Annotated in this window: 11 protein-coding genes; 5 read left to right on the plus strand and 6 right to left on the minus strand. The window is 44.3% G+C overall.

What is annotated here, in order from left to right; translation table 11 throughout:
- The 5 genes from CAG69_RS21100 to deoD all read right to left on the minus strand — a co-directional run.
- Positions 1–90: DUF3302 domain-containing protein (locus CAG69_RS21100; RefSeq protein WP_161446080.1), on the minus strand; the 90-nt coding region annotated here is incomplete at its 3' end.
- Positions 91–333: 243 nt separating this feature from the next.
- Positions 334–1917, minus strand: coding sequence for a diguanylate cyclase (locus CAG69_RS21105; protein WP_145535679.1), 1584 nt, complete (start codon positions 1915–1917; stop codon positions 334–336).
- Positions 1901–3385: a tetratricopeptide repeat protein gene (locus CAG69_RS21110; protein ID WP_161446082.1), complete on the minus strand. Its 1485-nt coding sequence runs from the start codon at positions 3383–3385 to the stop codon at positions 1901–1903. The genes CAG69_RS21105 and CAG69_RS21110 overlap by 17 nt, the downstream gene beginning before the upstream one ends.
- A gap of 160 nt (positions 3386–3545) precedes the next feature.
- Positions 3546–5015: an IS1 family transposase gene (locus CAG69_RS21115; protein WP_161446084.1), complete on the minus strand. Its 1470-nt coding sequence runs from the start codon at positions 5013–5015 to the stop codon at positions 3546–3548.
- A 71-nt stretch (positions 5016–5086) separates the two neighbouring features.
- Positions 5087–5797 carry a purine-nucleoside phosphorylase gene (deoD, locus tag CAG69_RS21120; RefSeq protein WP_005394915.1) on the minus strand — a complete coding sequence of 237 codons (711 nt, stop codon included), beginning with the start codon at positions 5795–5797 and terminating at the stop codon, positions 5087–5089.
- Between the two features lie 398 nt (positions 5798–6195).
- Here deoD and CAG69_RS21125 point away from each other — a divergent pair, with 398 nt between their 5' ends.
- Genes CAG69_RS21125 through CAG69_RS21140 form a run of 4 tightly spaced genes read left to right on the plus strand, consistent with a single transcriptional unit; the run spans position 6196 to position 10307 of the window.
- A complete protein-coding gene (locus tag CAG69_RS21125; protein WP_161446086.1) occupies positions 6196–7146 on the plus strand; it encodes a YbgA family protein in 951 nt (316 codons plus the stop codon).
- The gene (locus CAG69_RS21130) at positions 7136–7939 is read left to right on the plus strand and encodes a MerR family transcriptional regulator (RefSeq protein WP_047009571.1); all 804 of its coding nucleotides are present in this window, start codon (positions 7136–7138) and stop codon (positions 7937–7939) included. The genes CAG69_RS21125 and CAG69_RS21130 overlap by 11 nt, the downstream gene beginning before the upstream one ends.
- A 19-nt stretch (positions 7940–7958) precedes the next feature.
- Positions 7959–9374 (plus strand): deoxyribodipyrimidine photo-lyase, encoded by a 1416-nt coding sequence (gene phrB, locus CAG69_RS21135; protein WP_161446088.1) that lies wholly within the window; start codon positions 7959–7961, stop codon positions 9372–9374.
- 6 nt (positions 9375–9380) lie between these two features.
- On the plus strand, positions 9381–10307 hold the full coding sequence (locus CAG69_RS21140) for a L,D-transpeptidase family protein (RefSeq protein ID WP_161446090.1): 927 nt from the start codon (positions 9381–9383) through the stop codon (positions 10305–10307).
- A gap of 26 nt (positions 10308–10333) precedes the next feature.
- Here the strand turns inward: CAG69_RS21140 and CAG69_RS21145 are convergent, their stop codons facing one another.
- A complete protein-coding gene (locus CAG69_RS21145) occupies positions 10334–10588 on the minus strand; it encodes an Lpp/OprI family alanine-zipper lipoprotein (RefSeq protein WP_005375145.1) in 255 nt (84 codons plus the stop codon).
- Positions 10589–11138: 550 nt separating this feature from the next.
- On the opposite strand from CAG69_RS21145, the gene CAG69_RS21150 reads away from it, so the two are divergent.
- Positions 11139–12482: a DEAD/DEAH box helicase gene (locus CAG69_RS21150; RefSeq protein WP_161446092.1), complete on the plus strand. Its 1344-nt coding sequence runs from the start codon at positions 11139–11141 to the stop codon at positions 12480–12482.
- Positions 12483–12784 lie beyond the last annotated feature (302 nt).

Here is a 12784-nt window from a genome sequence, read left to right on the forward strand (position 1 = left end):
ATACGGAATATCATGAATAACGATAATCCCGTAGAAGATCACCAAAGCAACGAAGATGAGTAACCCAAGTGCAAAATAGTCTAGAAACATCTTACCTGCCTGTGCTTGTTACCTAATGGAAAATCTTACGTAAATGAACAGTTTAAGTATTTGTCTTAACTATCGTTCAATCAAGTTATTTTGTACTTGAATTATGTTTATGCGATATCCGTATCGATTGCGATTCGAGGACAATAAGAAGTGAAGGCGACTATATTCAAACTAAGTAGTAATAAAGGAAGGAATAGAGAATCAAAGCTACGGTTATGCCCCAAGTGAAGATTGGGGCATGGTTTAAAGTTCGGTACAGACTTGGTTTCGGCCATTGGCTTTGGCGCGGTACAAGGCTTTGTCGGCGCGATAGAAGGTACGTTGGGTATTCTCTCCTTCTCGATGTAAGGTAATCCCGATCGATACGGTCAACCCCCGCTCGCCAAGAATATCGTCCCAACCATATTGATAAATGCGTTCGCGGTAATTCTCGGCATGCATTTCTGCCCGTTCTAGATTGCTATTCTCTAGAATGACAAGAAACTCTTCACCGCCAAAGCGAACGCAAGAAGCGCCTTTAAATTTGAAGTATCCTGCTAATTCTTGAGACACACGTTTAATCGCTTTGTCTCCAACAAGGTGACTGAGCTCGTCATTGATGGACTTAAAGTGGTCAATATCGATGACCATCAACGCAAATTCAGTATCGTGCAAAAGCAGGTCTTTGAGTTTGACTTCTAACCAACGTCGGTTGTGCAAAGAGGTTAGCGGGTCAGTAAAGACATCTTGCTGTAGTTGAGCGACCGTATTCTTATGTTGTTTGGTAGTTTCCTTGAGTTCCTTGTTTTCAAGTTCTGACAAAATGAGTTTGAGCTGTAGCTCAAAACGAGAAAGTCGACGTAATTGAGTAGAACCCAATTCACCAATTGGAATGTGTTTGACAAGGTCAGATTCAATGCGAAACGCTTCTTTTTCACAGTTTAATGCTTTCTGAAATAACCCTTGAGAAGCGTAAACTTGACTCATTGCGTTGTAAAAATGCTGAGCGACAAGAGGAGACGAGTGCTTCTGAATTCGTTTACCGATAGAGTCCAACACTAAGTTGGCTAAAGAGATGTGTCCGACACCGTTTAGACAATATGCGGTCTCGATTTTGACCATTGTGGACAACCAGTACGTGGTAGCACTGCCCGTCGTATACTGGACATTCGAGATAGCAAGCAATGCGTTAGGGTAATCCTCTTGCAAACGATGCAGTTTGGCTCGGTAGAGATGAATTTGCGCAGCAAGGTTTTTATCACTGACGAGGATACTTAGCTCTTCACACTCACTCAATAATTCTTGTGCATCTGCGGTACGGTTCAAACTGATGTAACAGGCAAGCATGTAAAGTTTGTAGCGCAGACGTAGGGAGCGACTGCTAATGGCGTGATCGATCGCATCGATTTTTTGGTAATAACGCAAAGCGCGATGGTGATCCCCATAGGCATCGCACAAATTGCCCATTCCAATAATAGCCAGTACGTACTCATCAATATAGCCATATTCGACGGCGATATTCGTTGCAGCGACATACTCGGTTAATGCTGCGTTGTAGTCACCTACTTCTACTAAACGATCACTCAAGCTTGCTTTTACAGACAGAATATCTTCTACATCGTCGGGTAAAACGAGCAACTCAAGGGCTTGTCGTAGTTCTTCGATGCTGTCGTTGAGCTGTTTAATTTCTCGTCGATACTCGGCACTAATGATATAGCAATGTGCTTTTTCTCGGTTCGTGGATGCAATATGTAACCCGATGTGCTCCCACAGCGTAATCGCTTCTTCACCAGAGACGGAAGAAGGATCGATGCCTGCGTCAGTCACCTTGCTAAGCAGTTGTTCCATGCTTCATTACCTCAATATAGCTTTCTTCGAGTTGCTCTAAAGTGAATGGGAAGGTCAGGATATCTTGCAAATACAGTATCGGTTTGGGACCTTTTAGCCCGCGACGTTTCCATGGATAGATGTCTAACATTGCCTGAACCGTGCGATAGACATCTTCTGCTGCTTGACCTTTCTCAGCAATTAACATAGCTAGTCTGTCACTGGAAATTCGTGAGATGAGATCATTTGAGGTCGTCAATGCATGAACTAGCTCAGTACAAACATCGAGAAATTCGGGGTTTGCATGCTGAATAATAATGATCGCGTGGTTGGAGCGTTTGAGCTCTGTTTTAAACAGAACTAACTGTTCCCACCAGTAGGTCTCGGACACAACATTAGAAAACTGTTTTTCAGGGTCATATTCATGTTGGGAACGGATTCGATTAATCAGCTTACGCGCTCGTTGCTCTAGCTGGCGTTTGGAGCCGCGTGCTTTATCCATACTGACTCGATGAGTCTGTTCTTTGAGCATTTTAAGTGCATGTTTACGGTATTTTTTAAACGCGTTAAACGCTGATTCAAAATCACCTTGCTCTTCAGCGACTCGAGATTGCTGAAAGCAGATCTGACTTAGTAGCTCGCCGTTGTCAAAACTAAGCGCGGACTCTTCTGCTGCGAGTAGTAACTTTGCTGCACTATCCGTATTTTTGCGCAAGAGTTCGAGCCTTGCGCGGCTAATAAACGAGTGTGCCTTCATCCAAATGAGATCATGTTCAATAGCGAGTTTATGGGCCTTTTGTGTGGCTTCTTCTGCGGCATCAAGGCGTTCTAGCCCAAGTAGCGCTAGGCCTTTAAAGTCCCAGATCTCGGCTTGCCATGTGCTGTCATCATGATCTTTTAGTACTTCGGTTGCACCATCCAGCACAGTGAGCATTTCGACAAACTTATTCAGTAAGTAATAGTCCCAAGCCAACAGGATACGAGCTTTGCCTTCCAACCAAGCAATACGGACGTTGTTTGCCACTTTAACGGCCAGCTCATGAGTGGAAGCGGCAAGTTGATGCTCATTTGTGATACGCCATACGTTGCCAAGCCCAATTAGAGATTCGATTTGAATTTCAATATCATCAACGAGGGCGGATTGTTCGAGTGCATTAATCCAATATTGTTGGGCTGAGTAATACTTTGCTTGTCCCCAATATTGAAGAGCAAACAAATGAAGAATTTCGGGCAGGTGGTCGTCGGTTTCAAGTTGGGTTTGCTTGCTGTAGGCGTCTTTGACTAGCTTTAAGCCTTGTCGGTAATCCATTAGGCACCAACAGCACTGCGCCATTATCAGCAATGCTCTGATTTCACCATCCACAAATAAAATTTGCTCCGCGCGGATACGGTATTGCTGCGCAACACTGAAGGTGTGTTCAGGGGCCGTTTTTATTTGGCCTTTAAGCTTTTTGAGCTCATCTTCTAGCTGAATTTGGTTTTTATCCAACGTTCACATCCATGACTATCGAACTGGAATTCACACCTAATATTAAGTGGTTAGATGCATGTTTTATTACCAAAACGATGCGGATAACGCTTTGGTAAACGATTAGGTGCCGTAATGTATACTGTCACAGCCCCTAATTACTACATCTAAATGCCAATAGTTACGATAGGAGCTGTTTGATGGTCAAAGGAGCATCAGTGACTTCTAGCCTTTGTGCGGCGGTAAGACCCTGCTTATCCTGATAGCACAAATTATGCCAAGCTCTGAATATATCTAAAAGAGGTAAAATTCCAGCAGGTCGTAATTTGCGACGTGGCTCGTTAATGAAGCTTTCGAAAAGGATCTGGAAGCGATTTTGATAGAACTGCACATGGCGAGTTGTTGCAACGTTAAACCATTTCTCGGGCTCATTTCTATCACCTGCAAGGTAGCAAATGCCTTTGTGGCTTTCGTCTTGAGTGGAGATCGCCCAGCGATCTCGCCACCAGCTCATATAGGCGATATCGACCTTGCCAAAAGGTGTGCTCATGTCCCAATTTGCGTCTTCTTCTACGTACATCAAGTCGACATTTTTCTCTTTAATTCGAGACAAACAAACGCTCAGTGCTGCCGAACGTAGTAGGGGGTCTTGAGGCATATATAGAGATACACGTTTGTTGGGGCAACACATATCAAGTACATGCAGGTAATGAGCGTATGATGTGTAAGGCGGACGAACTAATGCACCTTTAGATGGGTAATGGAATACGGAAAGATTACCAAGAGGATCTTCCACGTTACCGCGAGCCAAAATGGTTTGGTATTTTTGGTCAATACGCTCACGCAGGAGGTTCGAAGGTTCCGCTGGCGGTTCACTTGCTTCCGCTGTGTACTCTTGGGAAACAAAACGAGAGACCTCGTCGTACGGGTTATGGTCTAGCGTGGCGATTGGCTCTTCATCAGCAGAATAGTTCACATGTTGACAAAGAATATAGCCAGAGTGGGCTTCACCAGAAACAATCCAGTAGACACCATTATTGCTGTTTGGCTGCAACGCAACATAATTTGAGGCCAATTCATAGTGCGTTGCGTGGTTTACCCAACGAGCATCAATAGTGGCTAATTTACGGCGACAGCGACTCGCAATATGATCAACATGATCGTAAAAGGTTTTCGGGTTGATACTGAGTTTTCGGCAGATCTCGCGCACAGAGTAACCAGTAAACAATAAGCCCATTAAATTCTCTTGGAATTGTAGCTTCTTGTTCGCGCCTGACCATTTATCAACAAAGGTACTTTGACACGCTTTACAACGGTAACGTTGACGATCACCACTGTAACCGAAAGCGTGGTAGAGGTGTTTATGTGTGTGGACGGAAAGTCCAAAGTTGTCGCAATCATCATTACGGCACGCAGGCAACCCGTCACTGTGGACGTGTCGCAGGCGATGAAGTTCGTTCACGACATCGCGATTGTTAAGTAAGGGGGGGAAAGCTCCACATTCACGGCATACCATCGCCGGACGTTTAGGGTTAGCATGTTGCAGAACGTAACGCTTTGCATCACTCAATCCAAAGTTGTCACACGCCAATGTTTTACAAAAGTTGAGTTGTAACCCATCTGCGTCTTTTGGCAGTTCGCCGTTAGACACAATCGCCCCCTCGGGATAATTCGGGCAGCCAGCAATAACTCTGGCTGCAAATTATTACTTACTACTTGTTCTTAGATGTTGATTGCGGTTTCTAGCGCAACTTTCATCATGTCGTTGAACGACTTTTGACGCTCTTCTGAGCTTAGTTTCTCGCCACGGATGATGTGGTCAGAAACCGTTAGGATAGTTAACGCCTTCGCACCTAGGTCTGCAGCAACACCGTAGATACCAGCCGCTTCCATGTCTACACCTAGGATGCCTAGTTTTTCCATCTTCTCGAAGATGTCAGCTTCTGGTGTGTAGAACAGGTCTGCAGAGAATACGTTACCAACTTTCACTGGTACTTGTTGAGCACGCGCTTGGTTTACCGCTTCTTCTAGAAGGCCGTAGTCAGCGATTGCAGCGAAGTCGTGGTTGTTGAAACGGATACGGTTTACTTTAGAGTCTGTAGAAGCACCCATACCGATAACAACGTCCATTAGGTTAACGTCGTCACGTACCGCACCACAGCTACCTACACGGATTACGTTTTTCACGCCGTATTCTGCGATTAGCTCGTGTACGTAGATACAGCAAGACGGGATACCCATGCCGTGGCCCATTACAGAAACTTTTTTGCCTTTGTAAGTGCCAGTAAAGCCGAACATGTTGCGAACGTCACAAACTTGTTTCACATCTTCTAGGAACGTTTCAGCGATGTATTTAGCGCGCAACGGGTCGCCTGGCATTAGAACTGTTTCAGCGAAATCACCTGGTTGTGCGTTAATGTGTGGGGTTGCCATAAGTGCTCTCCAAAGTTTTGTTTTGATAAAACGCCTCTATTATAGAACGCTATTACCAATTCTGTTGAACTTGTTCGTTTTCGTTGAGGCAATAATATCGGGACGTACAGTAGCCCCTTGAGAGCTTAGTCACAAAAACCACGCATTTAGAAACTGCAACCCCTATTGATAACTAAATCTGTTGAAATCAAAAGAGCAATCGATTTGCTTTTGAGCAGTTTGTCGATTGCGCACACAAATTCTTTGTTTTTGGGCCAAACTTTTTTCTGACAACTGGTTGATCGAAATACTTTCGAGTGAAGTAAAACGATTAAATTGTACAACTTATTTTCTTGTACAATCTGGAAGGGCTTGCTATAAGTTATACAACAAAAATTTTTGTATAGGGATGCGTCATCATGGAATCTTCAATCAAAGTAGGTATCAGTTCGTGTGTTTTGGGTGAACGAGTGCGTTTTGACTCTGGTCATAAGGTGAGCAACTTTGTGACTAAAGAGCTCAGCCCATATTTTGACTTTGTTTCGGTATGTCCCGAAGTGGGCGTCGGAATGCCAGTGCCGCGACCAACAATTCGTTTGATTTCCGAAGAAGAGCGTGTGGCGCTGGTAGAAACTAAAAATCCAGAAAATGACCATACCGATAATATGCTTGCTTACTCTGCTAACAAAGTGGAGGAGCTACAAAGCGAGCAACTTTGTGGTTACATCGTCTGTGCCAAGTCTCCAACTTGCGGTATGGAGCGCGTCAAGGTTTATAGCAAAAATAACGCAGCGAAAGAAGGCGTCGGCTTGTACACACAAACGCTGATGAAAAAAATGCCTTGGTTGCCCGTCGAGGAGGATGGCCGACTTAACGATCCTGTATTAAAAGAAAACTTTATTACCCGAGTATTTTGCCTGAACGACTTTTATGACTCGATGGACGGAGAGCCAACTCGAGGCAAAATTATCGATTTTCATTCGCGCTATAAGTTGACCTTGATGGCGCATCACCCTGAGTCATACCGCTCTCTTGGTCGTTTAGTTGCCGATGTCGCTAGCTATGAAATCGAAGAATTCTATCAAGAGTATCGCTTAGGTCTTATGAGGGCACTTGCGAATCGTGCTAGCCGAAAAAACAACACTAACGTACTAATGCATTTACAAGGGTATTTTAAGCGCGCTTTAACTAAAGACGAAAAAGAAGAATTAGCAACAGTAATTCATGACTACCGTACTGGTACATTGCCATTATTAGCACCGTTGACATTGATTAAACACTACTTAAACACTTACCCAGATGAGTATTTAGCAAAACAGAAGTTTTTAGAACCGTATCCGCAGGAGATGAGATTACGCTATGGTTTGTAGTTCAGAAGAAAAACTATACGCGATCCGAGATGTCGCAGAAATCACGGGTGTGAAGCCAGTTACGCTGAGAGCTTGGCAGAGAAGATACAATTTGATCCAGCCTCAGCGAACAGAAAAAGGGCACAGACTTTATCGACAGCAAGATCTCGATACGATTCGTGAAGTCCAGAGTTGGCTCGCGAAGGGGATTGCCATCGGTAAAGTAAAGGGACTTTTGGGAAAAAGTGCTGACGTAGAAGTCAACAATGAAGTTCGTACTCTCGAAGAAGTAGAAACCATGTTATCAGCACTTTCGAAACTGAATCGAGGAAAAGCGGAGAGCTTACTTGCTTCTGTTCTCAAAGAGTATCCATTGAACTTGGTTATTGAACAATTTATCGACCCTGTATTTGACGCGCTGGAGATGGTCAAAGGATCGCTGAGATCGTTGCAGATGGGGTTATTTCAAACTTGTTTGATCACTCGTCTTGCACTTGTTATCGACTCTGAAAACAAAGCCGCTTCCAAAGGGAAGTGCTTGCTTATCAGCTTTGAACAACATAGGGAAGCAGAGAGCTGGATTCAAGCGGCGAAGTTGTGTGAGCAAGGGTATCACACAACGTTGATCGACAAAGTTGATGATGTCTCTGGTTTACTGGAGCACGAAGTTGTTGATAGCTACTCGCTCATTTACCTGTTTTCCAATAAAGCGCTGGCAGCTAAGCAAGTGGAGTCTATCAAAATGCTTCAAACACGTTTTGGCGAACGTATTGGATGTTCTGAAGTGATTGAGAAACTGCACCTAACAGAGTAGACGAAACGAAGGAGACACCATGATCTTAGTATGGTTTCGACGTGATTTACGAACGTTAGACCACACCGCACTTAAGGTGGCGTTAGATTCAGGTCAGCCTGTTGTCGCTTGTTTTATCGCGACGCCAGAGCAGTGGCGAGAACACCACATGGCACCGATGCAGGCGGATCTCATTGCTCGTCGTTTAGAGTATCTCAACGACGAGTTGGAAAGCCTGAATGTTCCTTTTTTATATAAAGAGGTGCCGTCGTTTTCTGATTGTACCGAAGTGATTAGTGGATGGGCGAAAACACTTGAAGCAACGTCTGTTATGGCGAATATTCACTATGAAGTGAATGAACGAGAGCTCGATGCACAAGTGAGTGAGGCGCTAGCTTCCCATGATATCGACTTTGAACTGTTCCACGACAAATGTGTGCACCCACCAACGACGGTTCTCAATAAGCAAGGTGAGTATTTTAAGGTATTTACACCATTCAAACGTGCTTGGTTGACGCAGTTTCAAATGCCAGCGGTAACAAAGCCTCACGAACAAGCGCCGCTAAGCAGCAAACTATTGGAACAATTAGTGCCGATTCGATTTAGTTCAGACTTCACGTTTAGCTATCCTCGAGAGTCCAGCGAGGATTGGTTTGCTTCGACCCATGATGTTTTAAAGCAGCTTAGGGAATTTGCTCGTGAGCGCAGTGATGCTTACAAGGAAGATCGAGACTTTCCGGCTATTGATGGCACCAGTCAACTGTCTCCCTATCTTGCGATTGGTGCGTTGTCACCAAGGCAATGTATTGCTCGCTTGTATGCTGAAAACCAACAAAATGACCTAACAGAAGGAAAAGCAACTTGGTTGAGTGAGATCATTTGGCGTGAGTTTTATCAGCATCTGTTGGTTTTCGAACCAAAGCTCGTTAAAGGCAAAGGCTTTATCGACTGGGAGGATAAAATTCAGTGGTCTTATGATGAACAGGCTTTTGAGCGATGGAAGACAGGAGCGACAGGGTACCCGATCGTCGATGCTGCAATGCGTCAGCTCAACCAAACAGGCTGGATGCATAACAGGCTTCGTATGGTTGTCGCGAGCTTTCTCACCAAGGATTTACACATTGACTGGCGTTGGGGCGAAGCGTACTTCATGAGTAAGCTGGTGGACGGTGATTTCGCAGCAAACAATGGTGGTTGGCAGTGGTCTGCATCGACGGGTTGTGATGGGCAGCCGTACTTCCGTATTTTCAACCCGATAAGCCAAGGTGAGAAGTTTGACTCTGATGGCCAATTCGTGCGCCACTGGGTGCCTGAAATCAAAAGTGTACCAAACAAATACATCCATAAACCTTGGACTTGGGAGGGATTTTCTTTACTGGAATATCACAAGCCGATGGTTGATCACAAGACAGAAAGAGAGATAACCTTACGGCTCTTTAAAAGTGCCAAGGAATAAAGTGAAATGCTTAGCAAAAAGCGATCAATGAGTTTCGCAAAACGTACGCTGTTATCTGTATCGTTATCTTTAGCGAGTGGTTTGTCATTCGCTAAAATGTACGAGCTACCAGAGGATGGCAGTCGTTTAATTGGTCGCCTTGAAAACCACGTCGTGCAAGAAGGCGAAACCATGGCAAATATTGCCAAGCACTACGATGTCGGGATGCTAGGTTTAATGGCGGCAAATAAAGGCGTTGATCCCTTCTTGCCAGAAGAGGGACACGTTCTTACTATTCCAACACAACTGATCCTCCCAGATGTACCCCACAAAGGCATTGTCATTAATTTAGCGGAGTTGCGCTTATACTACTTCCCGAAAGGAGAAGATATTGTGTATGTATTCCCGGTGGGAATCGGGCGAATTGGGCGAGACACCCCGGTGATGACAACGCGTATTAGTCAAAAGCGTCCAAACCCTACGTGGACGCCGCCAGCCTCGATTCGTGCCGAGTACAAAGCAAAGGGCATTGACTTGCCAACCGTTGTACCTGCCGGTCCAGACAACCCGCTTGGCATGTTTGCATTGCGTTTAGCCTACGGAAATGGCGAATACCTAATTCATGGTACCAACAAGGACTTTGGGATTGGTATGCGAGTCAGCGCGGGTTGTATTCGTATGGACCCAAGTGACATTGAGTGGTTATTTGACAAGGTTCGTAACGGTGAAGACGTTAACATCATTAACCAGCCTATCAAAATGACACTTGAGCCTGACAGAAGTGTGTTCTTAGAAGCACATGAGCCTTTGACTCGTAGTAATGGCGAGAAAGATGAACTGAAAGTGCCGAAAGAGTTAAAGTGGTGGTTGGATGAATTCGGTATGAAAAACGTGAAGGCTAAAGCAGCAATCGCTGCACAGAATGGGGTTCCTATCGAGATAACCGCGCCTTAACGGGCGTTAAGACGCGGTATCAAATCTTACTTAGTGTAAGACTGAGCGATGTTATCGATACGCTCGTTAGCACGCTCAGCTTCTTCTTGAGCAGCCATTGCTGCTGCGCCTGATTTTTGAACGTCAGATTGAAGAGCTTGTACGTCTTGGCTTAGTTGGCTAACTTGGTTGCTTAGTTCGTCTAATTTTGCTGCATTTGCTGTAGCTGCGTCATCAGAAGAAGCACAACCGGCTAGTAGAAGTACTGAAGTTGCTGCAGCTGCGATCAACGTTTTGTTCATATAAGAACTCCTTGCTTATAGTGAAAGTCTCGCCACTAACTATTATTTTATACAGTAGCGAGGTTAAATGTGGTTACATTTTATCAGTACATGATGTAGCAAAAGTCAAAAAAACCCAAGAATTTCATGGAGTACCTGACGTCAACTTTTACCTGAACTTAACAAAGTTTAACTACCTATCCTTTATTTCGTTCTCACAACAGTTTTCATAGCAGGTGTATTTGCCACGTTCCTGATATCAATAATTTAGACGATATTGACACAAATGAAAGTTTATTGGCCCAAATAACTGCTATTTAAGTCGTTTTGTTGATGGATAGAAGGCATATTTGAACGGCTTTTCTCTAAACTTCCTGTCCAGCTGCTCATCAAAAAGGCTAGTCTTTACTCTGAACTGAGCCAAAAATGATGTTTTACCGTTACCACAGGGAATTAGTTTGTGTGATCTCTATCTATACTCCTATGATTTGCGGTATTATACCGAGCTTTATTTTTTTGCTGCGTTAGAGCGGAAACGACACTACAGAGCGCTCAGACGCTGACTGATTTATTGGAGAATACTTTGCAATTTAAAGATCTAGGCCTAGACAACCGATTGTTGAAGAACCTAAAACACTACGATTTTAAAAAAGCGACTGACATTCAGCAGCAGGCGATTCCTGTTGCGATTGCAGGCAAGGATCTATTGGCATCTTCGAAAACAGGTTCGGGCAAGACTTTGGCGTTTGTATTGCCAATGCTTCATAAGTCTTTAAAGACAAAATCGTTTTCTGCGAAAGACCCTCGCGCGGTAATCCTTGCTCCTACTCGTGAGCTAGCGAAACAAGTATATGGTGAGCTTCGTTCTATGCTAGCTGGCCTATCTTATGAAGCTGCATTGATTTTGGGTGGTGAGAACTTTAATGATCAAGTGAAAGCACTGCGCCGTTACCCGAAATTCATCGTGGCGACACCAGGACGTCTGGCTGACCACTTAGAGCACCGCTCGCTTTACCTTGAAGGTTTGGAAACGCTGATCCTTGATGAAGCAGACCGTATGCTGGATTTGGGCTTTGCACCAGAGCTTCGTCGTATCCATAAAGCAGCTAAGCATCGTCGCCGTCAAACATTAATGTTCTCTGCAACGTTGGATCACGCCGACGTAAATGACATTGCGGCTGAAATGCTTAATGCTCCGAAACGTATTGCTATCGGTGTTTCTAACGAAGAACACAAAGATATCACGCAAAAATTCTACCTGTGTGATCATCTTGATCATAAAGAGGCGATTCTAGATCGCGTACTTTCAGAAGCAGAATATCGTCAAGTTATCATCTTCACGGCGACGCGCGATGATACAGAACGCCTAACAGCGAAGCTAAACGAGAAAAAACTGAAGGCCGTAGCACTGAGTGGTAACTTGAACCAGGCTCAACGCAATACGATCATGAGCCAGTTTGAGCGAGCGGTATTCAAGATCCTAGTGACAACAGATGTTGCTTCTCGTGGCTTGGATATTGCGACAGTGACACACGTCATTAACTTCGATATGCCAAAGCATACTGAAGAATATGTACACCGTGTTGGCCGTACGGGCCGTGCTGGTAACAAGGGTGATGCGATTTCTCTTGTTGGTCCAAAAGACTGGGATAGCTTTAAACGTGTAGAAGCTTACCTACAACAAGATCTTGAGTTTTCAGTATTCGAAGATCTGAAAGGTAAGTTTAAAGGCCTGAAGCCACCTAAACCAGATTTCCGCAATAAGAAAGCGACCGCAAAGAAAGCTCGCCCTCAAGCGAAAAAATCGGCGAAAAAACCAGCTAAGCGTGACAAGAGCTTCTACAAAAACGTATCTGTGGGTGATGATGTCTTCATCCCTAAGAAAAAACCAGCGGCACCGAGCTCTGAAGAGTAAAAGCTGCTGTAGTTTCCCACTGATTTTAGTTCTTAAAAATCCGAGTGTTCGCACTCGGATTTTTTTATGTCTGTCGCTAGGTGAAATAGCGTCTTTCCATACTCACTCGTTTGTTAGCTTTTATATCTGTCTGGTTTTATATAAACAGCATAGAACGCTAATTTAGGAAGTTATTAAGTTTTATTACCTCGGTCAAAGCAAACGTTTTCCTAACACACTAGATAAAAATCTCACATGATTATGAAAATGATAATTGATCTCATTTTTATTTAAGGGCAGAATACGCGTCATTGTATTAATTC

Origin of the sequence: Vibrio sp. V43_P6S15P86, assembly GCF_009904725.1 — a bacterium.
Classification (GTDB): domain Bacteria; phylum Pseudomonadota; class Gammaproteobacteria; order Enterobacterales; family Vibrionaceae; genus Vibrio; species Vibrio diabolicus.